General features: G+C 66.0%; 15 protein-coding genes and 2 pseudogenes. 8 read left to right on the plus strand and 9 right to left on the minus strand.

Features of this window, described 5'->3' with window-relative positions; all coding sequences use genetic code 11:
* The first annotated feature begins 12 nt into the window (after positions 1 to 12).
* Together R9J51_RS17395 and R9J51_RS17400 are read left to right on the plus strand one after the other, a co-directional pair.
* The gene (locus R9J51_RS17395) at positions 13 to 828 is read left to right on the plus strand and encodes a TauD/TfdA family dioxygenase (RefSeq protein ID WP_179505239.1); all 816 of its coding nucleotides are present in this window, start codon (positions 13 to 15) and stop codon (positions 826 to 828) included.
* Complete coding sequence (locus R9J51_RS17400; RefSeq protein ID WP_179505240.1) at positions 825 to 2,030, plus strand: MFS transporter; 1,206 nt, start codon at positions 825 to 827, stop codon at positions 2,028 to 2,030. Before R9J51_RS17395 ends, R9J51_RS17400 begins: the two co-directional genes overlap by 4 nt.
* Positions 2,031 to 2,197: 167 nt before the next feature.
* On the opposite strand, the gene R9J51_RS17405 is transcribed toward R9J51_RS17400, so the two are convergent.
* The gene (locus R9J51_RS17405; protein WP_168557605.1) at positions 2,198 to 3,289 is read right to left on the minus strand and encodes a TauD/TfdA family dioxygenase; all 1,092 of its coding nucleotides are present in this window, start codon (positions 3,287 to 3,289) and stop codon (positions 2,198 to 2,200) included.
* Positions 3,290 to 3,626: 337 nt separating this feature from the next.
* Between R9J51_RS17405 and R9J51_RS17410 the strand changes: the two genes are divergently transcribed.
* Positions 3,627 to 5,942: a TonB-dependent receptor gene (locus R9J51_RS17410; protein WP_179505241.1), complete on the plus strand. Its 2,316-nt coding sequence runs from the start codon at positions 3,627 to 3,629 to the stop codon at positions 5,940 to 5,942.
* Positions 5,943 to 6,142: 200 nt separating this feature from the next.
* Here the strand turns inward: R9J51_RS17410 and R9J51_RS17415 are convergent, their stop codons facing one another.
* From R9J51_RS17415 to R9J51_RS17425, 3 genes are read right to left on the minus strand one after another with little or no spacing between them, the layout of a single operon-like run.
* Complete coding sequence (locus tag R9J51_RS17415) at positions 6,143 to 6,751, minus strand: 2-dehydro-3-deoxy-6-phosphogalactonate aldolase (protein WP_179506537.1); 609 nt, start codon at positions 6,749 to 6,751, stop codon at positions 6,143 to 6,145.
* Positions 6,752 to 6,797: 46 nt separating this feature from the next.
* Positions 6,798 to 7,703 (minus strand): 2-dehydro-3-deoxygalactonokinase, encoded by a 906-nt coding sequence (locus tag R9J51_RS17420; protein WP_179505242.1) that lies wholly within the window; start codon positions 7,701 to 7,703, stop codon positions 6,798 to 6,800.
* A complete protein-coding gene (locus tag R9J51_RS17425; protein WP_168557602.1) occupies positions 7,687 to 9,276 on the minus strand; it encodes a sodium/sugar symporter in 1,590 nt (529 codons plus the stop codon). Before R9J51_RS17425 ends, R9J51_RS17420 begins: the two co-directional genes overlap by 17 nt.
* 65 nt (positions 9,277 to 9,341) lie before the next feature.
* Here R9J51_RS17425 and R9J51_RS17430 point away from each other — a divergent pair, with 65 nt between their 5' ends.
* On the plus strand, positions 9,342 to 10,103 hold the full coding sequence (locus tag R9J51_RS17430) for an FCD domain-containing protein (RefSeq protein WP_179505243.1): 762 nt from the start codon (positions 9,342 to 9,344) through the stop codon (positions 10,101 to 10,103).
* Between the two features lie 22 nt (positions 10,104 to 10,125).
* On the opposite strand, the gene R9J51_RS17435 is transcribed toward R9J51_RS17430, so the two are convergent.
* Both R9J51_RS17435 and R9J51_RS17440 read right to left on the minus strand, forming a co-directional pair.
* Positions 10,126 to 11,031, minus strand: coding sequence for an SMP-30/gluconolactonase/LRE family protein (locus R9J51_RS17435; protein ID WP_432787625.1), 906 nt, complete (start codon positions 11,029 to 11,031; stop codon positions 10,126 to 10,128).
* Positions 11,018 to 12,835: an IlvD/Edd family dehydratase gene (locus tag R9J51_RS17440; protein WP_432787627.1), complete on the minus strand. Its 1,818-nt coding sequence runs from the start codon at positions 12,833 to 12,835 to the stop codon at positions 11,018 to 11,020. The genes R9J51_RS17435 and R9J51_RS17440 overlap by 14 nt, the downstream gene beginning before the upstream one ends.
* A 137-nt stretch (positions 12,836 to 12,972) precedes the next feature.
* Between R9J51_RS17440 and R9J51_RS17445 the strand changes: the two genes are divergently transcribed.
* Genes R9J51_RS17445 through R9J51_RS17455 form a run of 3 tightly spaced genes read left to right on the plus strand, consistent with a single transcriptional unit; the run spans position 12,973 to position 17,563 of the window.
* The gene (locus R9J51_RS17445) at positions 12,973 to 13,908 is read left to right on the plus strand and encodes a Gfo/Idh/MocA family protein (protein ID WP_179505245.1); all 936 of its coding nucleotides are present in this window, start codon (positions 12,973 to 12,975) and stop codon (positions 13,906 to 13,908) included.
* Between the two features lie 3 nt (positions 13,909 to 13,911).
* Positions 13,912 to 16,431: a beta-galactosidase GalA gene (gene galA / locus R9J51_RS17450; RefSeq protein WP_432787628.1), complete on the plus strand. Its 2,520-nt coding sequence runs from the start codon at positions 13,912 to 13,914 to the stop codon at positions 16,429 to 16,431.
* Positions 16,432 to 16,450: 19 nt separating this feature from the next.
* Positions 16,451 to 17,563 (plus strand): glycosyl hydrolase 53 family protein, encoded by a 1,113-nt coding sequence (locus R9J51_RS17455; protein ID WP_179505246.1) that lies wholly within the window; start codon positions 16,451 to 16,453, stop codon positions 17,561 to 17,563.
* 100 nt (positions 17,564 to 17,663) lie between these two features.
* Here the strand turns inward: R9J51_RS17455 and R9J51_RS17460 are convergent, their stop codons facing one another.
* The 3 genes and pseudogenes from R9J51_RS17460 to recG form a co-directional block, all read right to left on the minus strand.
* Entirely contained in the window at positions 17,664 to 18,074 is a 411-nt protein-coding gene (locus R9J51_RS17460; RefSeq protein WP_179505247.1) for a hypothetical protein, read from the minus strand.
* Positions 18,075 to 18,198: 124 nt separating this feature from the next.
* Positions 18,199 to 20,799: a TonB-dependent receptor gene (locus R9J51_RS17465; RefSeq protein WP_218843505.1), complete on the minus strand. Its 2,601-nt coding sequence runs from the start codon at positions 20,797 to 20,799 to the stop codon at positions 18,199 to 18,201.
* A 236-nt stretch (positions 20,800 to 21,035) separates the two neighbouring features.
* Positions 21,036 to 23,092: pseudogene (recG, locus tag R9J51_RS17470) on the minus strand (ATP-dependent DNA helicase RecG).
* A 64-nt stretch (positions 23,093 to 23,156) separates the two neighbouring features.
* Between recG and R9J51_RS17475 the strand changes: the two are divergent.
* Positions 23,157 to 23,467, plus strand: a pseudogene (locus R9J51_RS17475) (succinate dehydrogenase assembly factor 2).
* Positions 23,468 to 23,477: the final 10 nt, after the last annotated feature.

Genomic DNA, 23,477 nt, shown 5'->3' on the forward strand with positions numbered 1-23,477 from the left:
GCAAATCTTGCGATGACCTATGAAACGATTTCGGTATCCCAACTGACCCCCGCGATCGGTGGCGAGGTTTCCGGCCTGGACCTGACCAAGCCGCTGAGCGAGGCGCAAGTGGCCGAATTGAAAGCCGCGATGGCCGATCGCCTGGTGCTGTTCTTCCGCGACCAGCCGCTTTCCCACGAAGACCATATCCGCCTGGCGCAATATTTCGGCGGCGTGCACATCGCGCCCAGCACCAAGCCCTGGCAGGTACCCGGCCACCCCGAAGTGACGATCATCCACGCCGACGAGAACAGCACGTTCGTGGCCGGCGAGGACTGGCATTCGGACATGAGCTGCGACGAAGCGCCGCCGATGGGCTCGATCCTCTATCTTCACACCATCCCCCCGGTGGGCGGCGATACCGTGTTTTCCAACATGTACGCCGCCTATGATGCGCTGTCTGACCGGATGAAGGCCTATCTCGAAGGCTTGACCGCCGTGCACGATGCCGTGGTCGGCTTTGGCGGAATCACGCCCGAAGGCATGAAGCTGCCGCGCCACAGCCACCCGGTGATCCGCACCCATCCCGTCACCGGCAAGAAGTGCATCTATGTGAACCGTGGCTTCACCACCCATATCGAGGGCATTCCCGCCATCGAGAGCCGCGCGATCCTGAGCTATCTCTACGAACACGTGCAGCACCCGATGTTCCAGTGCCGCTTCCGCTGGGCGCAGCATTCCATCGCGTTCTGGGACAATCGCTGCGCGCAGCATTCGGCGATCTGGGACTATTTCCCGCAAGTGCGCTCGGGCTATCGCGTGCAGATCCTGGGCGAAAAGCCCGAATGAACCAGGCCGCGCGCGCGTTCACCTGGCGTGAAGGCGCGGTGGCGGCGGCCGTGTCGCTGGCGCTGTTTGCCGGCCAGGGCATTGTCTTTGCCGGCATGGGGCTGGCGCTGTTTGCCAGCGGCCAGGCGCTGCAGCTTGGCCCGGCGGCGCTGGGCGCGGCCTTCACCATGGTGATCGTCGGCGCCAGCGTGGGGGCCACGCTGCCGGTGTGGCTGATGGCACGCATCGGCGGGCGGCTGACGATGACCGGCGGCGCGCTGGTCATGGCGGCGGGCCTCGCCCTTGCCGGGTTGGCCACCGGCCTTGGCCTGCTGCTGCCGGCCATGGCGCTGGTGGGCGCCGGGTTTTCGCTGCTCGCCAACACCCCCGCCTATACGATGATCGCGGGCTGGTCCGGCCCGCGCACCGAGCGCGTGCTGGGGCTTTACTTGATGACCGGCGCGCTGGGCAATGCCGCCGGGCCGGCCGTGGGGCAGGCGCTGATTGACGGCGGCATCGGCTATTGGCGCGGCACTTGCGCCATCGCGCTAACACTTGCCGCGCTGCTGTTCCTGGTCCTGCGCGATCCGCCAGAGTCTCATAGCCCCGATGCGCCGCGCACGGCTGGCTGGTGGCGCCCGCTGCTGAACGCGCGCTTTGCCGTGCTGGCCCTGGCCATGGTCCTGAGCCAGGCGGTGATCATGACCGCACTGAGCGTTGCGCCCGCGCATCTTACCCCCGCCCTTGGCTGGAGCGACGGCGCCGTGGCGCGCGTTCTGGCCGTGCAAGGGCTGCTCGGCGCACTCGGCACCGGCCTTGCCGGATTTGCCCTGCGCCATGTGCGGGCGGTCACGCTGCTCACCCTCGCCATGGTCGCCACCGCGCTGGGCATGGGCGCCCTGGCACAAGGCGGTGCGCCCATGGTCAACTGGGGCTTCGTCCCCCTCTTCGGAGTCGGTTCGGCGCTCGTCGCAATGGCGGTGACGGTGCTGCTGATGGACTGGTTCGGCCCCGAAACCGGCACGGCGGGCCTGGCCCTGTGCTGGACGCTCGCCGGCCTTGCCGCGCTGGGGCCGGGCCTGGCCGGGGTTCTGGCGCAATGGACCGGCAGCTATGCCGGGGCGCTTTGGCTGCTGGGTGGCGCATGCCTGCCAGTGGCGCTGGCGGCAGCTGCGCTGCGGCCCCGCCACCAGGTTATCCTGGCCCCGTCATCCCGGGCTTGACCCGGGATCCCGCTTTTCTGTTTGCTGCCGAGAAAGAAGCGGGACCCCGGATCAAGTCCGGGGTGACGATCATCTAATGGGGCACCGGCGCGTGCCTGTTTCCGACGCGACCCACGAAAAAGCCCGGCGGATCGCTCCGCCGGGCTGACTTGTTCGGCGCGTTTGCGTCAGGCGATCAGGCGGGGCACCGACATGCCGCGCACGTCGAAATGCGCATCGGGATGCTCGGCCGCGCCGTCGCGCGGGGCCGCGCGGTGCTGGACCACGCCATTCTTGCCAAAGCCTTCGACCACCGGGCGCGTGCCCTTGCTCGACAGCCACAGGCGCAGCAAGTGGCGCTTGCGTTGCGGTTCGGGCCAGTCCCAGAACGTGGTGCGGGCATGGAGCGCGGCATAGTTCGACAGCCACTGGATATCGCCGGGGCGGAAATCCATCTCGATCGCCATGCCTTCTTCATAGGTGATCTCGTCGAACAGGCGCAGCACCTCGATCTGGTCTTCGGTCAACTGCGGAACGCCGGGATATTCCTGCGCCGTCAGGATATAGAGCGAGCCGGCATACATGCTGAACACGCCCTGCTCCAGGCTGACGATCGGCGAAGTATAGGTATCGGCCGGCGCCTCGTGGTCCTGGCGGCGCCAGTCCCAGTGGAATGGTTCGAACAGCAAAGGCGCCAGGTCGGGCCGCCGACGCAGGATCTCGTTATAGATTTCCGCGCCCGAAACCAGGCACGAAAGCCCCCCTTCGCGCGCGCCGCGCAGGCACATCAGCGCGACGATATCGGAACTGTCCGAATGGTAGACCAGCTTGTCGCGCACCTTGGACGACAGCGCGGTGGGATCGTCCATCGTCTTGTCTGACGTGGCATAGACGTGATCGATCAGGTCGCCCATCTCGTTCTGGCGGATGGGATCGCCCATGTGCAAGCCAAGGACGTAATAGATCGCGCACGACAGGGCATCGGAATAGAGCTCTGCCCGCAGGCCCCGCACCAGCACGAAGCCGCGCCCGAAATCCACTTCCTGGCGCCATTCCTCGCAAGCCTGGGCCGTTTCCACCAGCGGATAGTCCTGCGCCTGTACCGTGCGCAGATCGGGGTTTTCGGCCATGAAGCGCGTGCCCAGCGCTTCCAGCTCGGCAATCTGCGCGGGCGAAAGTTCGTAGACCCAGTCCTGGCCGCGGGCGAGCTCGTCGCCGCGCCAGGCGGCACGGCTGGTCACCGGGGATAGCACGGGGGCGGAAGGCGTGATCACGGACAAGGCTATGTTCCTTTGCGTCTTGGCGGGCGTTTGCCTGGGCCGGACGTGGCATGATGCAGTGCGCCACGTCTTGTCCCTGCGCGCAAGAGATTTGGACAGCACCCGCAACCAGTAGGCAAGATTCCGGCATCCGTGGCGCACCGCATCGCAACATGGCGCTTGCTGCAATGCCGATCGGTCAACTATTCGTGCGTTGCCGCGCAAGACCGCGGACCGCATGTCCACCGATGCTGGCGCCACAAACATGCCTGCCACGATCAAGGCCAGGTTCAGGGAGAAAACACAGCCGAGGGGCTGCCTGAAAGCGATGAAAAGCATTTTTCGAGGGGGGAAACCCATGCGCCCGTCATCCGTCCTGCTCACTGCCACTGCATCGCTACTGGCGCTTGCCGCCACCTCTGCCCGCGCCGCCGAAGCCGCGCCCGAACCGGCTCCCGTGGCCGCACCCGAACTTGATGCCGATGGCAGCCCCATCGGCACCATCGTGGTCAACGGCGAAAAGCGCGAAGTGAACCTGCAATCGGCCCCGATTGCGATCAGCGCCGTTTCCGACGAGGCGCTGCGCCAGCGCAACGCCACGGAACTGGCCGATCTGAACGGCTTCGTTCCCGGCCTGACCGTGACCAAGAGCGAGGGCAACGAACGTGTCATCGCCATTCGCGGCGTTGGTTATGAAACCGCGCAGAATCCCAATTCGCAGCCCGGCGTCGCTTTCCACATCGACGGGGTCTATATCGCCCACGTCGTGGCCCTGAACCAGGATCTGCTCGATGTGGATCACGTGGAAGTGCTGCGCGGGCCGCAGGGCACCGTGTTCGGCCAGACGTCCACCGGCGGCGCCATCAACGTGATCACGCGCAAGCCGGTGCTGGGCCAGTATACCGGCGAAGCCCAGCTTTCCTATGGCAACTACAACTATGTGCGCGCCATGGGCACGCTCAACGTGCCGATTGCCGAGACGCTCGCCCTGCGCGGCACGGTGCAATACCTGCGCCACGATGGCTATGGCTATGCCGCGGGCGTGCCCGGTTATGCCAAGTATCCGCTGGACGATGCCAACAACATCGGCGGCCATGTCTCGCTGCTGTGGCAGCCCTCGCCCGACACCACCGTGACGCTTTCGGCGCAGTCGTTCGACGCCAGCCACAACGCCGCGCTGCAAAAGTGCCTGCTGTGCAGCACCGATCCGGCCGCCGGCAGCACCACCTACATCGCCGATCCCAGTTCCGACCCGCGCGTGGTGAACCAGGATTATGGCGGCAAGTACGTCACCAAGACGCGCATGGCCTACCTGTCGATCGCGCAGACGATCGATGACAAGGTCGTGCTCAAGTCGGTGACCGCCTACCAGTACCTCAACAAGAACCAGAGCGGCGACAACGACCGCTTCGTCTATGCCAACTATCACGACAACATCGTCAAGTGGCAGGACATGAGCAGCACCTGGACGCAGGAAGTCTCGGCCTCGTCCACGCCCAACAAGTCGGTCGAATGGGTGGTCGGCGGCTTCTACCTGCGCCAGCACGCCCTGCAGAACATCCTGGAATATACCACCGGCGGCTTTTCAACCGATCCCGCCACGGGCGAGGCGGTGTCGTTCCAGACCGACAGCCCCTATCAGCACACCTCGTGGGCCGGCTATGGCCAGGCAGTGATCCACGCCACCGACAAGCTGGATCTGATCGGCGGCGCGCGTTATAGCTGGGACAAGATTTCCGCCCAGCCGGTGCAGTATTTCGCCGTCGTGCCACCGCGCACCGCCACCAGCGACGCGGTGACCGGCAAGGTCAGCGTGCAATACCAGGTGACGCCCACCAACATGCTCTATGTCACCGGCTCCAAGGGCTACAAGCCCAGCGGCGTGACGTTCAGCGGCGATTCCATCTTTGTGAAGAGCACGTACCGCAAGGAAACCGTCTGGGCGGCCGAAGTGGGTTCGAAGAACGAATTCTTCGACAAGACGCTGCGCCTCAACGTCGCGGGCTATTACTACTGGTACAAGGATTTCCAGTTCACCGCCGAAGATCCGGTGCCCTTTGCCGGCGGCACCGCCAACATCCCGCGCGCGGAAACCTATGGCGTGGAATTCGAAACCACCTGGGCGCCGACCAAGCAATTGCGCTTCGACGGCAACCTGGCCCTGGCTGAAGGCAAGTTCCACGGCGATTACTACACGATCGACAAGCAGACCGCACAAGACATTCGCGCCACCACGTATGCGGCGCTGGGCTATCCCGCGGGCTGGTACTATGACTCGCGGGTGATTTCCGCCGTCATGGCGGCTTCGACCAACACCAACGGCAAGAAGATCCCCAAGCTGCCGGGCGTGCAGGGCAGCTTTGCCGCCACGTATACCGCCCCGGTGGGCCCGGGCGAACTCATGCTGCGCGGCGAAGTGGTCTATCGCGGCAAGTTCAACTCGCGCATCTTCAACGTGCCGCAGTTCGATACCGTGCCGGCCTATACCATCGGCAACGTGATGATCCAGTACAAGCCGGATGCTTCGCCTTTCACCTTCTCGGTGACCGGCACCAACATCACCGACAAGGCCGGGGTGAGCAACAAGTTCGCCGATCCTTATGGTTCTGGCACCACCAGCGTGGAATATATCCCGCCGCGCCAGGTCTTTGCCACGGTCGGCTACAAGTTCTGACTTCGACGCATGAAGTCCACCTTGCCGGCAGCGCGGATAATCCCCGCGCTGCCGTTTTTTTTTGCGTCTGCGTTTCCTGAACACGTCACCCCGGACTTGATCCGGGGTCCCGCTTTTCTTGACCCAAAGTGCGAGGCCGGAAGAAAGCGAGACCCCAGGTCAAGCCAGGGGTGACGAAGAAATTTATGCGCTGCGAGGTCTCAATCGATCAGGCGGTGCACTTCGGCCACAAAGGCCTTGGCCGCCTTGGCCACGTCTTCCACGCTGCGCCCGGCCTTGTAGAGCGCCGAACCCAGGCCGCCGCCGGCCGCGCCAGCCGCCATCCAGTCAGACAGGTTTTCCGGCGTCACGCCGCCCACGGCGAGCACCGGCACATGGCGCGGGATCACTGCCAGTTGCGCCTTGAGCACGGGTGGGCTGGCCGCTTCGGCGGGAAACAGCTTGAGGCCGTGGGCGCCCGCTTCCAGCGCGGCAAAGGCTTCGGTGGGCGTGGCATAGCCAGGCAGCGAAACCATGCCCAGTTCCACGCTGCGCGCGATCACCGCCGGGTTGACGTTGGGCGAAACCACCAGGGTGCCGCCAGCAGCGTGCACGGCTTCAACCTCGGCCACGGTCAGCACGGTGCCGGCACCCACCAGCACATCCTCGCCATAGCGATGGGCGATCTTGGCGATCGACACCAGCGGATCGGGAGAATTGAGCGGCACTTCGATCATCGAAAAGCCAGCTTGGACCAAGGCATCGGCCATGGCCTCGATCTCGTCGGGGCGAACCCCGCGCAAGATCGCCACCAGCGGGCAATGGCGCATGGCCCGGGCAAAGCTATCGGCGGCAGCGCGATCGGCAGCGGTATGGTCAACGGTCACGAACAAGGCTCCAGATCTGGGCGATGCCGGCAACGAACGCGGCATGGCTATCAACGAGGTGGGCGCGGCCGCCGCATTGCGCAATGGCCGCCGTATAAAGCGCGCCGAGCATCGGATCGGCCAACAGGTAAACGTCGCTATCCGGCCCCACGCCGGCGCCGCGCACATCGCTGCCGATCAGCAGGCCCGAAGCATGGGCGGCACTGTCTTCCACCGCGCGCAGGCCAAGCAGCGCACTGGCGCGCACGCCGAACAGCGCGGTAAGCAGCGCGCCATCGCCGCTGGCCGCCACCCCGGCGCGGAAGGCCGGGCCGTCGGCCACCGGGCCGGTGAGGAATTCGGCCAGCAGGCTGTGCTGCTTGAGCAGGGCGAACATCTCACCCGTCATGCTGGTGGCAAAGCTGGCGACGGCACCGCCTTCCATGCGCGCCCACTTGCAATGGGTGCCGGGCTGGCACAACAACGCATCGGGCGGGGCAAGGCCTGCGTGGACCGCGCCGAGCAGTTGCACTTCCTCGCCGCGCATCACGTCGCCGCGCGGGTCCGACAGGCCCGGCACGATCCAGGTGCGGGGCGCCACTTCGTACAAGGCGCCGGCAATCTGCGCCGCACCGGATGGGCACGAAAGATAAGGCACCAGTGCCCAGCCGCGCTGGGAGCCGACCATGCCGGCGGCAATCACCGGCAGGTCACCCAGTCGCGCGCGGATCGCGGCCACTTCGTCGGCAAAGGCGGCCGGCCCGCCATCGCGCCCCACGCCGAGCACGCCGCGATCGTCGCGGAAAGTGTCCAGCACGGAACCCGCCTGATCAACCAGATAGACGCGGCGATTGGTGGTGCCCCAGTCGATAGCAAGGAAACGGTCGTTCACGGTCAAATCACCACCAAAAGGCATAGAGAGCGACGAGAATCGCCAGGATTGCCAGCGCCGCCAGGTTAAAGCCGGTGCTGGTGCGGAACAGGGTGGCTTCCTTGCGGATACCGGCGCCTTGTTGCACCTGCGGGCGCGCGAGCGATACCCCCATGGCCAGCAGCAGCGAAATCACGAAGATGATCGCCATGCGGTTCATGAACGGCACCGCTTCGAGCGCGGCAATCCCGCCAAAGCGGAACACCAGGCTGAGCAGCACCGAGGCGACTGCCCCGGTCAGCGCGCCGGCCTCGGTCGCGCGCGGCCAGAACAGGCCGAGCAGGAAGATCACCGTGATCCCCGGCGTGACGAAGCCCGAAAACTCCTGGATATACTGGAACGCCTGGTCGAGCCCGCCCAGGAGCGGCCGCGCGGTGAGAATGGCGATCACCACGGCCACGGCGGCGGCGATGCGGCCCACGGTCACCAGCTTCTTCTCGCTCTGCTCTCCCTTGGCAAAGCGGGCATAGATATCGAGCGTGAAGATCGTGGCGATCGAATTGATCTTGCTGGCCGTGGACGCGATGATTGCGGCCACGAGCGCTGCAAAGACCAGGCCGAGCAGCCCCGGCGGCAGCAGGCGCATCATCGCGGGATAGGCCTGGTCCGGCTTGGCCAGATTGGGCGCGAGCAGCACGGCGGCAATGCCGGGCAGCACGATGATGATCGGCATGATCAACTTGAGGAAACCGGCAAAGACCATGCCGCGCTGCGCCTCGGGCAGGCTCTTGGCCGCCAGCGCGCGCTGGATGATGTACTGGTTGCAGCCCCAGTACGACAGGTTGGCAATCCACATGCCGCCGATGATCACCGACAGGCCCGGCAGGTCCTTGTAATGCGGATCGTCGGCCGACAGGATCATGTGGAAGTGATCGGGCGCTTGCGCCACCAGCGCCTTGAAGCCCGAGACGATGCCCGGCCCGTCGCCATAGAGCTGCCCGATCTGCCCCAGCGTGAGCCAGGCGATCACCAGCCCGCCCAGCACCAGCAGCGTGACCTGGACGATATCGGTCAGTGCCACGGCCTTGAGCCCGCCGCGCAGCTGATAAAGCAGCGCGAACACGCCCAGCCCGGCCAGCGCCAGGTCCTGGTTGACGCCGGCCACCTGCATCACCGCGATCGAGCCCAGCCAGACGATCGACGTCAGGTTGACGAAGACGTAGAGCACCAACCAGAACACCGCCATGACCGTGCGGATCGTGGGGCCAAAGCGCTGCTCCAGGAACTGCGGCATCGTGTAGATGCCGTTGGCCAGGAAGATCGGCAGGAAATACTTGGCCACCAGCAAAAGCGTGGCCGCCGCCATCCATTCATAGGACGCGATGGCCAGGCCAATGGCATAGCCCGACCCCGCCATGCCCACGATCTGCTCGGCCGAAATGTTGGCCGCGATCAGCGACGCGCCGATCGCCCACCACGGCAGCGACTTGGACGCCAGGAAATAGTCGGTGGTGTCGGTCTGGTGCCCGGCTTTTTCACGGCTGACCCACTGGGCCAGCGCAAAGATGAAGACGGCATAGGCCACCACCACCAAGGCATCGAGTGTCGATAGGCTCATTTCCCGCCCTCTCTTTGCGCGCGCGGGGCATTTGGTCTTGCCAATCGGCCCTCGCGTCTATTTATATGATTAAAAGAGCACCCCACAGCGAAGGGATCACCGTGGCATTTCAACCGCTCGAAGCGCGCGACGCGCTCGGCCGCAATCTCACTTATGGCCTGCTCGACCGCCTGGGCCTGCTGATCGTGGGCGGCGCCTTCAACGGTCGGTCGTTTCCCACCGAGGCGGAACTTTCCGAAACCCACGGTGTCAGCCGCTCGGTCACGCGCGAGGCCGTCAAGATGCTGACGGCCAAGGGTCTGGTCAGCGCCCGGCCGCGCCAGGGCACGATCATCCAGCCCGACAGCCAGTGGAACCTGTTCGATCCCGACGTGCTGCGCTGGATGCTGGAGCGGCGCTTCTCGATCGACCTCTTGCGCCATTTCGGCCAGTTGCGCGTGGCGATCGAACCGGCCGCCGCCGCGATGGCCGCGCGCGAGGCGAGCGAGGATGGCCTGGCCCTGATCCGCGCCGGCTTTGCCCGCATGCAGGCGGCCGACGCCGGCCATGATGACGTGCTGGAAGCCGACGTTGCCTTTCACGTGGCCATTCTCAAGGCCTCGGGCAATCCGTTCTTCGGGCAGTTTCGCGACGTGGTGTCGACCGCGCTGAAAACCTCGATCCGCTATACCAACCGCATCGTGGGGCGTAGTGCCGATCTCGACGCGCACGAAGCGGTGATGGACGCCATCCTGGCGCGCGACGACGCCACCGCGCAAACCCGCATGCGCGTGATCATCGAGGACGCACTCGATGCCATTCGCCGCAACGAGGAAGCCCTGGCCTGAAACGGCTGATCCTGACACGAAGTCAGCCGCCGAACCGCGGCGTGGGGCACCCGCGAAAGCCGGTGCCCACCACTTCGAACAGCGCGCCACCGGCCGGCTCGTCCACGCCATCGGCGGCCGATGTCACGAACAGGCGATCGAGATTGTCACCCGCAAACGCCAGGTTGGTGATCTGGCTGGCGGGCAGCGCCACGCGGTGGGTGCGCGTGCCATCGGCGGCAAAGCGGCTGATGCAGCCCGCGCCCCAATGCGCGATCCACAGCCCCCCATCGCTGTCAATCGTCATGCCATCGGGCGAACCCCAGCTTTCGGGAAATTCCAGGAACGTCTCGCGCGGGCCCAGCGAGCCATCGGCAGCATAGGCAAAGCGATAGACGCGGCCCAGCGCGCTGTCGGTGTGGTACAGCCAGCGCGCATCGGCCGAAAGCACCGGGCCATTGGCGATGCGATAGCCGCTGTCCACCTTGGTCCACGACAAGTCATGATCGAGGCGGTAGAAATTGCCGGTCGGCGTTTCGCCGTCCATGTTCATCGTGCCGGCCCAGATCCTGCCCTGTGGGCAGACCATGGCATCGTTCATGCGGTTGCGCGGCAGATCGGGTTCTGGCGCGCCGATCGGCACGCAGGAAAACGGATCGAGCGTGATCGTGGCAAAGCCGCTGCGCAGGCCGGCGATGAAGCCGGGGCCGCCCTCGCGCTCCAGCACCCAGCCGATCATGTCGGGCACGGGCCATTCGGCCACCAGCCCGCTGGCCAGGTCGAGCCGGTTGATGCGCTGGCCGATGATATCGACCCACAACAGCGCATGCTGGCGGGCCGACCACAGCACGCCTTCGCCCAGCAAGTCACGCCCGTGCATCGCACCCGGCCGCGCGACCTGGATCACCTGCGCGGCGGCGATATCGATCGTGGTATCAGTGGCTGTCACGGGGCACCCCATAGACTTGCGCCACCCGTTGAAACCGGACGGCATCCTCGATCACCGCGCCATCGGCGAACTGGCCGGTGATCTTGCGGCTCAGCGCCTGCCACGGCGTCTGGTCTTCGGGGAAGCGGAACGGCTCGGCCGCCAAGGCGGCGCGGCGCTCCGCCATTTCGGCGTCCGACACCAGCAGATCGACCGTGCGGGTGTTGAGATCCACGCGAATGCGGTCGCCATCGCGCAGCAGCGCCAGGCCACCGCCCACCGCCGCTTCCGGGCTGGCGTTGAGGATCGAGGGGCTGCCCGAGGTGCCCGACTGGCGTCCGTCGCCCAGGCACGGCAGCGCACCGACCCCGGCGCGGATCAGCGCGGCGGGCGGGCGCATGTTGACGACCTCGGCCCCGCCGGGATAGCCGATCGGCCCTGCCCCGCGGATCACCAGGATCGAACGCTCGTCGATGCCGAGCGCCGGATCGTCGATCCGCGCGTGATAGTCTTCCGGGCCGTCGAACACGAAGACCTTGCCTTCGAACGCCTCGGGGTCATCGGGGTTCGACAGGTAGCGCGCGCGGAACTGGTCGCTGATCACGCTCTTCTTCATCACGGCGGCGTCGAACAGGTTGCCGCCCAGCACGGTAAGGCCGGCTGCCGGCTTGAGCGGGCGGTCGAGCGGGCGGATCACCTCTTCATCGGCGATCGTCACGTGGGCGACATTCTCGGCCACGGTCTTGCCATTGGCGGTCAAGGCCGCACCATCGAGCAGGCCGGCGCGAGCGAGTTCGCCCATCACCGCAGGGACTCCGCCCGCGCGGAAATAGTCCTCGCCCAGGTATTCGCCCGAGGGCTGGAGATTGACGATCAGCGGAATGTCGGCGCCATGGCTTTCCCAATCGTCCAGCGTCAGGTCCACGCCCACGTGGCGGGCAATGGCATTGAGGTGGATCGGCGCATTGGTCGATCCGCCGATCGCCGAATTGACGCGAATGGCGTTGAGGAACGCGGACTTGGTGAGAATGTCGGACGGCTTGCGATCGGCGGCGACCATTTCCACGATCTGCTTGCCGGTGTAATAGGCGCATTCCTGCCGGTCGCGGTGCGGCGCCGGGATCGCGGCCGAACCGGGCAGGCTCATGCCCAGCGCTTCAGCCAGCGAATTCATCGTGGTGGCTGTGCCCATGGTGTTGCAATAGCCGGTGGACGGCGCAGAGCTGGCGACCAGTTCGATGAAGCCCTTGAAGTCGATCTCGCCCTTGGAGAGCATCTCGCGCGCTTTCCACACGATCGTGCCGCTGCCGGTGCGCTTGCCATCGTGCCAGCCGTTGAGCATCGGGCCCACCGACAGCGCGATCGCGGGAATGTTGACCGTGGCCGCCGCCATCAGCGCGGCCGGAGTGGTCTTGTCGCAACCGATGGTCAGCACCACGCCGTCGAGCGGATAGCCGAACAGCACTTCCACCAGGCCCAGGTAGGCGAGGTTGCGATCGAGCCCGGCGGTGGGCCGCTTGCCGGTTTCCTGGATGGGATGGAGCGGGAATTCGATGGGAATGCCGCCCGCCTCGCGAATGCCGTCGCGCACGCGGCTGGCCAGCACCAGATGATGGCGGTTGCACGGGGAAAGGTCGCTGCCGGTCTGGGCAATGCCGATGATCGGGCGATCGGACTGCAGTTCCTCGATCGTCAGGCCATAGTTGAGATAGCGTTCAAGGTAGAGCGCGGTCATGTCGGCCGATTCGGGATTGTTGAACCAGGCCCGCGAACGCAAGCCGCTACCGCCCGGGCCGCTCTGGTTTTTCGTGCTATCGTTGGCCACCGCTGCCATTCCTTCCTTTGCCTTCTTCCGGGCCAGAACGCCATTTTGCGTCGCCATCCCCGCCCATTGACCTCTCTAACCATATATATATGATAAATGTAAAGAGCGCGATGGCGTGCTTGTTTGAGGAGCCTGGAATGTCCCAACCTTCGATCCGCCTCGGCCTGGTGGGCCTGGGCAAGATCGCCTGCGACCAGCATCTTCCTGCCATCGCTGGAAATTCCCGGTTTGAACTGGTTGCCGTGGCCGATCCGACGCACCGTCTTGACGGCGTGCGCGGCTATGCCGGCCTGGCTGAAATGCTGGCGGGCGAAGCCGGTTCGCTCGATGCCGTGGCCCTGTGCACGCCGCCGGCGGTGCGCGTGTCCCTGGCACGCGAGGCGATCGCCGCCGGGCTCGATGTGCTGCTCGAAAAGCCCCCGGCCGCCGCCCCCACCCAGGCCGAAGCGCTGGCGCAACTGGCCACCCGCGCCGGGGTCACGCTTTATGCCGCGTGGCATTCGCGCGAGAGCGAAGCGGTGGAAGCCGCGCGGGCCTGGCTGGCCAACCGCAGCATCACCGCCGTGCACATCACCTGGCGCGAAGACGTGCGGCAATGGCATCCGGGGCAGGATTGGCTGCTGGCCAAGGGCGGGTTCGGCGTGTTCGATCCGGCGATCAACGCCTTTTCGATTCTCACCGAAATCCTGCCCTCGGGCATCTGCGTCGAAGGCGCCCAGCTGGAAATGCCGGCCAACCGGCAGTCACCCACCGATGCCCAGGTGCAGATGCGCTGCAGCACGGGCGCCCCGATCATCGCCGACCTGTCCATCCTGCACCCCGGCGACCAGCAGTGGGACATCGTGGTTCACACCGCCGACGGCGAACTGGTGCTCCGCCAGGGCGGGCATCGCCTGGAAATCGACGGCGCGCTGCGTCTGGAAGCATCGAACGACGAATATCCCCGCATCTATCGCCGCTTTGCCGATCTGATCGACCGCCGCGCCAGCAGTGCCGATGCCAGCCCGCTGGCGCTCGTGGCCGATGCCCTTTTGCTGGGCACGGTTACCACCGGCCCCGATTTCGAGTTCTGAACGATGACCATGCATCCCACCACCGATCGCCGCACTGCACTTGCCCTGGGCCTTGCCGGCTTGGCTGGCAGCGCCGCGCCCACCCTGGCCAACGCCGCAGCCGCTGCGGGCGCCCGTATGGCGGACAAGGCGCTACCCTCGCCCCGCCGGCAGGAGCGCTTGGCCGATGGCTGGCGCTTTGCCCTGGGCCACGCGGCCGACATGGCCAAGGATTTCGGCTTTGGCCGCTTCCAGCGCACCTATGCCAAGCCCGGCTTCGACGTGTCGCCCGCCGTCCAGCCCGATTTCGATGACAGCGCCTGGGCCATGGTGCGCGTGCCGCACGATTGGGCGGTGGAACTGCCTTATGCCCTGCCTGCGCAGCCGGTGGCCAAGGAGCAGGAAGACATGGCCGCCGGCCACGGCTTTCGCGCCATCGGCCGCGATTTTCCGCAGAACAGCGTGGGCTGGTATCGCCGCAAGCTGCCGGTGGGCGCGGCGGATAAGGGCCGCACGGTATGGCTGGAATTCGACGGCGTGTTCCGCGATTGCAAGGTCTTCGTGAACGGCTACGAAGCCGGCGGCAGCGCTTCGGGCTATGCCCCGTTCCGCGTCAACATCGCCGATTTCCTCGATTACGATGGCGGCCCCAACCAGTTGACCCTGCGCGTCGATGCCTCGCTGGGCGAAGGCTGGTTCTATGAAGGCGCCGGCATCTATCGCCATGTCGATCTGGTCAGCGCCGCGCCGCTCCATGTGCCGCAGTGGGGCACCTGCGTGCGCAGCACGGTGGACGGCAGCGGCGCCCGCGTGGCCATCACCACCACACTCGCCAATGCCGCCGAAGCGGCCGGCAGCGCGCAATTGCGCCATCGCGTCTTCGCCCCCGATGGCGCGCTGGTGGGCGAAATCGCCCCGCAAGCCGCCACCACGCTGGCTGCGGGCGCGCAAGCCACGGTGAATGCCGATCTGGCCCTGGCCGCCCCGCAACTGTGGTCACCGCAAACCCCCAAGCTCTACACCCTGGAAACCAGCGTGCTGGTCGATGGCCGGGAAGTGGACCGCACGATCACCCGCTTCGGCATCCGCACCCTGGCGTTCGACGGCACGCGCGGCTTTGCCGTCAATGGCCAGCCGGTGAAGCTCTTGGGCGTGTGCAACCACCAGGACCACGCCGGCGTCGGCACGGCGATTCCCGATGCCCTGCACGCCTGGCGCGTGGCGCAGACCCAGGGCATGGGCGCCAATGCCTGGCGCAGCGCGCACAACCCGCCATCGCAGGCGCTGCTCGACATCTGCGACGCCACGGGCATGATGATGGTGGCCGAAACCCGGCTCAACACCACCAACCCCGAAGCGCTCGACGAACTCGACCGCATGATCCTGTCCTCGCGCAACCACCCGTCGATCATCCTGTGGTCGGTGGGCAACGAGGAAGGCCACCAGGGCAGCGAGCGCGGCCGGCGCATTTCGGCCCAGCTCGTCGCGCGGTGCAAGCAGCTCGATCCCACGCGGCTGACCACCCAGGCGATGGACAAGGGCTGGGACGGCGGCGCCGCCGATGCCGTGGACGTGGTCGGCTTCAACTATCGCACCGACAAGATTCCGGCCTGGCGCCAGCGCCACCCCGGCAAGCCGGTGATCGGCACCGAAACCGCCAGCACCGTGGCCACGCGCGGCGCCTATGCCAACGATGCCGCCGCCCACGTGGTGCGCGCCTACGATACCGAGCATCCCTGGTGGGCCAGCACGGCGGAAGAATGGTGGCAGGTCGTCGCGGCCGAGCCGGGCATTGCCGGCGGCTTTATCTGGACCGGGTTCGACTATCGCGGCGAACCCACGCCCTTCCCGCAGATGCCCAGCGTTTCCAGCTATTTCGGGGCGATGGACTTGTGCGGGTTGCCCAAGGACAACTATTATTACTATCGCGCCTGGTGGCGGCGCAGCGAGCCGCTGGTCCACTTGCTTCCGCACTGGAACTGGACAGGGCGCGAAGGCCAGCCGATCGAGGTGTGGGTCCACGGCAATTGCGCGCACGTGGAACTGCTGCTCAATGGCAAGTCGCTGGGCCGCAAGGACATGCCCGAAAACGGCCACCTGGCCTGGCAAGTGCCTTACGCCCCCGGCACGCTGGAAGCGCGCGGATACAATGCTGGCAAGCTGGCCGCGCGCGATACCCGCGTCACCGCCGGCAAGCCCGCTGCGCTGCGCCTGGTAACCGAGCGCACGCGCCTGGCCGCCGATGGCAATGACGTGGCCGCCGTGCGGGTCGAAGTGACCGATGCCGCCGGCCATCTGGTGCCCACGGCAGACACCGCCCTCACCTTTGCCCTTTCCGGCGCCCTCACCAACGCGGCGCGGATCATCGGCCTGGGCAATGGCAATCCCACCTCCACCGAGCCCGATAAGGGCAACGCCCGCCGCGCGTTCAACGGCCTGGCGCAAGTGCTGGTGCAGAATGCCGGCGCAGCGGGTGGCGCGCGCCTGACCGCCAGCGCGCCGGGCTTGAAGCCCGCCAGCCTCGACCTCTATTTCCATGCCTGACGCCAAGGACACCCCGTTCATGAACCTTCTGCGCCGCGCGGCTTTCGCGCCCGCCCTGCTCATGGCCTCTTCCGCCATGGCCGCGCCCGATCCCACGCTCTACCTGGGCGCGGACTTGTCGTTCACCAACGAGATGGAAGCCTGCGGGGCGAAATTCCTCGACCATGGCAAGCCGGCCGATCCTTTCGTTCTGCTCAAGCAGCATGGCGGCAACGTGATGCGCGTGCGCCTGTGGAACGACCCCAAGTGGACGCAGTACAGCACCTATGCCGATGTGCTGAAAACGATCACCCGCGCCCATGCGGCGGGCCTCAACGTCCTACTCGATTTCCATTATTCCGATGACTGGGCCGATGGCGACAAGCAGCCTGCCCCGGCGGCCTGGGCCGGCCTTTCCACCGACGACCACGTCAAGGCGCTGCACGACTATACCCGCGCAATCCTCGACAAGCTCGCGGCGGCCGGCCAGCTGCCCGAAATGGTGCAGGTGGGCAACGAAACCAACGCTTCCGTGCAGGGCGGGGTCAAGGACCAGCCGATCGACTGGACGCGCAACGCCCGCATGCTCAATGCCGGGATCAGCGCCGTGCGCGAGGCGGCCAAGGCCCATGGCAAGCCGATCCAGGTCATGCTGCATATCGCCCAGCCCGAAAACGTGATCCCGTGGTTCGACGATGCCACGGCGGCGGGCGTGCTGGACTACGACGTGATCGGCATCAGCTATTATTCCAAGTGGTCGAAATACAATCTTTCGGGCCTGGGCAAAGTGATCGACGCCGCCCACCGCCGCTATGGCGCGCAAGTCTGGGTGGTGGAAACGGCCTATGCCTTTTCCGACGATCATGCCGATGACACCACCAACTTGTTGGGATCGGACAGCGCCATTCCCGGCTATCCGGTCAGCCCCAAGGGCCAGCTCAAGTATTTGGAAGACCTGACCCAGACTGTGGTCAACAATGGCGGCAACGGCGTGGTCTATTGGGCGCCGGACTGGGTTTCCACCCAGTGCAAGACGCGCTGGGGCACCGGATCGAGCTGGGAAAACGCCGCGATGTTCGACATCAAGCGCCACGAGGCGCTGCCGGCGTTCGACTGGTTGGGCAAGACGTACAAGCCGCAAGCCAAGCCTTGATCGTCACCCCGGACTTGTGCCGGGGTCCCGCTTTTTCGAACGGTCGCGCCAGGCCTGGCACCACCCCCAACCCCCTCCTTGCAAAGAGGAGGGGGCTTTTTCATGACCGCCCGTTTTCAAACGAACGGCGGCGCCCAAGCACCCCGCCCGCCCACAGCGCCGCCCAGATCAGCACCGGCTGCGCCAGCATGCGCGGGATGTGATAGCCAAGGCCCAGGCCATGATCGGGCCGCGCCAGGTCCATGATCATGTGGTTGATATTGGCCGGCCACACACACAGCGCATAAGCAGCCAGCCCCCATCCCGCCGCGCGGCGCAAGGCCGGGCTCAACCCCTGGACCAACGCCACGCTGCCGGCCAGTTCGGCAAGGCCGGTCAGCGCGATCACCAGCGGCGCGTGCGGCACCCACGCTGGCGTGATTTTCAGGAACGGCGCGGGAATGGCCAGATGAAGCACGCCGGCCGCGAAATAGAGCAGGCCGAGCAGGAGGCGCACGATGCGGCGGGTCATGCGCCCTTGTTGCATAGCCCCGCGCCACCGCCAAAGAAAAAGGGCGCCGCATCGCTGCAGCGCCCCTTGCAGTTTGGAGCCGACCCGGGGAGAGGATCGGGCCGGCCCCGTGATCCGGCAAGGATCAATAACGAACCGTGATGTCGGCCAGATAGCTGCGGCCATACTTTTCATAGCGCGCGATCTGGTTGGCGTCGTTGTTCCAATAGAACCGCGCCACCTGGTTGGTCAGGTTGTTGGCCTGCACGCGCACCGAGATGTTCTTGGTGATGGTATAGCCGATGCTGGCTCCCAGCGTGGTTTCGCTTTCCAGGCGGGTGAGCTTGGATGCGTCCCAGCCGTAGATCACCGTGAACGGGCTGTGGTGCTTGAGCGCCAGGCGCGCGTCGATGCCATGGTCGGAATACCACAGGTCAACCTCGCCAGTGAAATCGGCCAGGCCCACCGCCGGGAACGGATTGGTGCTGGGCGAAAGTTCCTTGAGGTCAGACTTCACGAAGGCAGCGTTGGCATAGATGCCGAACTTGTCGAGGCCGGGGATGAAGTAGAACGGCGTCTGCAACGTGGTTTCGATACCGGCGATATAGCCGCCCTTGCCGTTGGCCGGGCCGGTGATCAGGTAATCGGCACCGTTGATCGTCTGCGTGGTCTGGGCATAGCCGATGTTGGTATCGACATCCTTGTAATAGCCCGCAACCGCCAGCAGCGCATCCTTGTGGAAATACCATTCCACCGACAGGTCACCCTGCGTGGCCATGAACGGGCGCAAGTTGGGATTGCCGGCCGAACCGGTCAGCTGCGGCGGATAGACCGACAGGTTCTGGTTGGCCCGCAGTTCATCAAGCGGCGGACGCGAGATCACCCGCGCTGCGGCCACGCGCAGCTTGAGCATGTCGGTCAGCTCGAAGTTCAGGTTGATGCTGGGCAGCGCGCGGAAATAGTGGTTCTGCGCGTTCACCGGCGAAAGCACGGTCACGTTGGCCGTGCCGTCCCAGCTGGTGGAGGCAGACGTGCCCGTGCTGTGCGTCACCACGTCGACGAAACGCACGCCGACGTTGCCCGAAAAGCCATTGCCGGCCAGGTCGGCCATCACATAGCCTTCCATGTCGTCTTCGCGCACGCGCCAGCCCTTGGTGGGATCGTCGGCGCCGGGGGTATAGACCACCGCCTGGCTGGCGATGGTGTCGAAATCGCCCCAGACCATCGTCGGCACGGTGAAATTGCTCGTGTTGAAGGCGGTCAGGTCCGACGCGTTGAGCGTGACGTTGCCGCCACCCACGGTGGCGATGCTGCCGCTGCCATAGGCCAGGCTCTTGACGCGGTTGGAATAGCGCAGGCCCACGCCAATGCCCGAAAGCCATCCGCTGTTGACCGCGCGGCGGATGTCGATCTGCCCGGCGCCCAGGTCATCGTGCAGGCGCTGCGGCCCGTCATAGATGCCGGGGTAATAGCTCTGCACCGTCTGCGCGCTGGTATCGCCCACGTTGGCACCGCTGATCGAGACCGACGGCACCTGGCCCGCGCCAGTGGCAAAGGTGGTGGTGGAGGGATAGAATTCCGTCGCCACCGAGCGATAGAGGTTGTTGCGCTTGGCGCTGGAATAGGAAACGTCGGTCTTCACCGACCAGGTGCCGTCATCGTACTTGGCGTTGAGGCCCGAGACGAACAGGGTCTTGTCCTCGGTATACTTGCCGAAAACGTTGGTGACCGAGGAATAGTTGTTGAGCGTGGCGCCCGTCACGGTGTTGCCGGCGAGCGTGTAGTTCCCCTGCTGGTAGATATCGCCGGCCTGGCCGAAGTTGCCGCCCCAGTCGCCCCAGCCGTTGGAACGGCCGTACCACTGCTGCGCCTGGTTTTCGTCGATCTTGATGTTGGAATAGAGGCCGTCGAGCGTGATGTCCCAATAGGAACCCGGCTTCCACTGCAAGGCGGCCGTGGTGCTCCAGCGGGTTTCGGTCAGGCCCTTGACTTCGGCCTGCGCGCCCCAGGGGGTGTTGATCTTGTTGCCGCTGGCGTCGGTCGGCGGGCTGCCGGTGTCGACGGTGTTATAGCCCCAGCCCTGGAAGCTTTCGAAGCCGTTCTTCTGGCGCTGGTAGGTGCCACCGATCACCAGGCCGAGGTTGTCGGTCAGCTTGCCGACATATTGCGCGCTGCCGCGGGCGCCGAGGCCCGAATAGCCCGGAATGTCCTTGCCGCCATCGTTATAGATCGCGCCGCCGCGCACGGTGAAGGCGGGCCCATGGTAATCGAGCGGCTTGATCGTCTGGATGTCGATCGTGGCGGCCACGCCCCCGGCGATGAAGTCTGCGCTCTGTGCCTTGTAGACCGTCACGCCCGAGACGATTTCGGACGGGTAGATTTCCCAGCGCACGTTGCGGTCGGGTTCCGACGAAGCCACTTCGCGCCCGTTGATCAGGCCCAGCACCAGGCGCGGACCAAGGCCGCGCACCGCGGCCTGGCTGGCATTGCCGCGATCGCGCGTGGCGGTCACGCCCGGCAGGCGGCCCAGCGAATCCGCGATGGTCACATCGGGCAGGACGCCGATGTCCTTGGAACTGATGGTTTCGGCCACCACCGTGGTGGTGCGCTTGGCATTGAGCGCGTCGCGCAGCGAAGCGCGCAGCCCGGTGACGACGATCGCCTGGTCCGACGGGGCTTCATCAGCAGCCGATTGCGGCGCGGCGGCATTGTCGGCGGCTTGCGCGAAAGCAGCGTGAGAGCCCATGGCCAGCGCCAGGACACTGGTTGCACAAAGAACGCGACGGAAATCGAGATGCATGAAAAGCCCCTCCCGGAAAACAGTGAAGTCTTATTTATACGATAAATAGGATTCGTATGCGCCAGGTGTCAAGCCATGTCGCGCAAGGCGGCAGACGTGGCGGGGCAAACACCGCCAGGTGTTGCCCGGTGGCAACAGCAGGCAAGTGTCAGGAACGTTGCGAAATCAAGGGTGTGGCAGCATCAACCGCCGCGCAGCAGTTGCACGCCCCAATCGCGCTCGAACAAGTAGAGCAGCACGCGCGCCGCCTGCCCGCGCGGGGAATCCAGCCCGCCATCGCGCTCCATCAACAGCCGCGCGTCATCGTGGGCAATCGGCAGCAGGTTGGCGATCTGTTCGAAATCGGCGACACGAAACGGCGTATCGCCCGATTGGCGCGTGCCGAGCAATTCGCCGCCGCCGCGCAGACGCAAGTCTTCCTCGGCCAGCAGGAACCCGTCCTGCGTCTCGCGCATCAGGGCCAGCCGTTCGCGGCCCACTTTGCTCACCATGTCGCCGCGCAGCAGCAGGCAGGTGGACTTCTGGCTGCCCCGCCCCACGCGCCCGCGCAACTGGTGCAACTGCGCCAGGCCAAAGCGCTCGGCCTGCTCGATCACCATCAGCGTCGCATTGGGCACGTCTACCCCCACTTCGATCACCGTGGTCGCCACCAGCAGGCTCGCTTGCCCGCTGGCGAAGCGCTCCATCGCCGCGTCCTTGGCTTCGGGCCGCATCTGGCCGTGGACCATCACCACACGCTCGCCAAAGCGTTCGGCCAGCATGGCGTGGCGCGCTTCTGCGGCGGCCAGGTCCTCGTTCTCCGCCTCGCGCACCATCGGGCAAACCCAATAGGCCTGGTGCCCGGCGGCGATGTGCCGGCCGATCCCGTCGATCACGTCGGGCAAGCGCTCCTGCGCCACCACGCGCGTGTCGATCGCCTGGCGGCCGGGTGGCATTTCGTCGAGCCGCGAGACTTCCATCTCGCCATATTGCGCCAGGGTCAGCGTGCGCGGAATCGGGGTGGCGGTCATCGCCAGGCAGTGCGGCGTGGCGCGCGCTTTCTTGGTCAGCATCAGGCGCTGCCCCACGCCAAAGCGGTGCTGCTCGTCGATCACCGCCAGCGCCAGGTTGCGATAGCCCACGCTGTCCTGGAAAATCGCATGGGTGCCCACCAGAATGTCGATTTCGCCATCCAGCAGGTTCATCAACAGCGCCTCGCGGGCGCGGCCCTTGTCGCGGCCGGTCAACAACGCGATGTTCACCCCGGTGCCGCGCGCCATCTTGGCCAGGGTATCGGCATGCTGGCGCGCCAGGATTTCGGTGGGTGCCAGCAACGCCGCCTGCCGCCTGCCTCCACCGCCACCAGCATGGCATGGAGCGCCACGGCGGTCTTGCCCGAACCCACGTCGCCCTGGAGCAGGCGCAACATGGGGGAGCCTTGCGCCATGTCGCCCTCGATCTCGGCAATGGCGCGGGTTTGCGCACCGGTCAGCGCGAAGGGCAGGTTCAGCTTCGCGCGCAAGTGCCCATCGCCTTTCAGCGGCTGGCCCACCCGGCTGCGGTTGGCCGCGCGCACCAGCATCAGCGCCAGCGCATTGGCAAACAGTTCGTCATAGGCCAGGCGATCCTTGGCGCGCTTGTCGGGTGCCTGGTGCGTCCGCGCCAGCGCCTCGTGCCAGGCGGGCCATTCCTCGCGCGCCAAGAGGCCTGGCTCGATCCATTCGGGCAGGCGCGGCGCCTGGGCGAGCGCCTGGTGCACCAGCGTGGCGATGCGGCCCTGGGTCAGGCCTTCGGACAAGGGATAGACCGCCTCGGTCATCTGGCCTTGCAGGCCTGCGCTGTCCTCGCTCACATGATCGGGGTGGACGATCTGCCAGGTCTGGCCGAACTGGTCGAGCCGCCCGGCCACCCAGCGCTTCTCGCCCACCGGCAGCGCCTTTTTGCCGGTGTAGGATGCCCGGCCGAAATAGGTGATCGACACGTGGTTGCCCACGCTGTCTTCGGCAATCACGCGGAACGGGCCACGCCCGGCCGGCTGGCGGTGCTCGCGCACGGTCAGGGCCACGATGATCTGCTCGCCCAGCGCCGCTTCATCCAGCGTCTGCACCGCGCGCCGCTGCACGAAGCGATCGGGCAAGTGATAGAGAAAGTCGCGCACCCGCGTCAGCCCCAGCTTGTCAAGCGGGCGGGCAAGGCCGGCGCCCACGCCTTTCAGGCTGGTGGCCTCGGCAAACAGGGGATTGAGCAAATCGGGGCGCATGGGGCTCCCATAATCACCATGGGGCCGTTGCGCCATGGGGCAAGCTGGCTTACCCGCAGCCCTTATGACCGAAACGACTGCGACTCCTGAATCCGGCCCGGACTTTGGCAAACTGGACGAAGCACGCCTGCGGCGCATGAAATTCCGCGCCTGGCATCGCGGCACGCGTGAGGCCGACTACATGATCGGCTGCTATTTCGACCGTTTCCACGGTGAATGGGGTGAAGCCGAAGCCGTCTGGTTCGAAACCCTGTTGGACGAGGAAGACGTCGACATCCTGGGCTGGGCCCTGGCACGCTGTCGGTGCCGGAGGAATATGCCGGCCCGCTGATGGACCGCATGCGCCAACTGGACTACGTGGAGATTCCACGCTGACGTGGCGCCT

This window comes from Novosphingobium rhizosphaerae, from assembly GCF_050920675.1.
Taxonomy (GTDB): Bacteria; Pseudomonadota; Alphaproteobacteria; order Sphingomonadales; family Sphingomonadaceae; genus Novosphingobium; species Novosphingobium rhizosphaerae.

Excerpts from the sequence above, each read along its gene's own strand:
- R9J51_RS17445 (WP_179505245.1), top strand. The coding sequence starts at position 12,973 with ATGTCCCAACCTTCGATCCGCCTCGGCCTGGTGGGCCTGGGCAAGATC.
- R9J51_RS17455 (WP_179505246.1), top strand. The coding sequence starts at position 16,451 with ATGAACCTTCTGCGCCGCGCGGCTTTCGCGCCCGCCCTGCTCATGGCC.
- R9J51_RS17460 (WP_179505247.1), bottom strand. The coding sequence starts at position 18,074 with ATGACCCGCCGCATCGTGCGCCTCCTGCTCGGCCTGCTCTATTTCGCG.
- R9J51_RS17430 (WP_179505243.1), top strand. The coding sequence starts at position 9,342 with ATGATTAAAAGAGCACCCCACAGCGAAGGGATCACCGTGGCATTTCAA.
- R9J51_RS17410 (WP_179505241.1), top strand. The coding sequence starts at position 3,627 with ATGCGCCCGTCATCCGTCCTGCTCACTGCCACTGCATCGCTACTGGCG.
- R9J51_RS17420 (WP_179505242.1), bottom strand. The coding sequence starts at position 7,703 with ATGCCTTTTGGTGGTGATTTGACCGTGAACGACCGTTTCCTTGCTATC.
- galA (WP_432787628.1), top strand. The coding sequence starts at position 13,912 with ATGACCATGCATCCCACCACCGATCGCCGCACTGCACTTGCCCTGGGC.
- R9J51_RS17400 (WP_179505240.1), top strand. The coding sequence starts at position 825 with ATGAACCAGGCCGCGCGCGCGTTCACCTGGCGTGAAGGCGCGGTGGCG.
- R9J51_RS17395 (WP_179505239.1), top strand. The coding sequence starts at position 13 with ATGACCTATGAAACGATTTCGGTATCCCAACTGACCCCCGCGATCGGT.
- R9J51_RS17415 (WP_179506537.1), bottom strand. The coding sequence starts at position 6,751 with ATGCGCCATTGCCCGCTGGTGGCGATCTTGCGCGGGGTTCGCCCCGAC.
- R9J51_RS17425 (WP_168557602.1), bottom strand. The coding sequence starts at position 9,276 with ATGAGCCTATCGACACTCGATGCCTTGGTGGTGGTGGCCTATGCCGTC.
- R9J51_RS17465 (WP_218843505.1), bottom strand. The coding sequence starts at position 20,799 with ATGGGCTCTCACGCTGCTTTCGCGCAAGCCGCCGACAATGCCGCCGCG.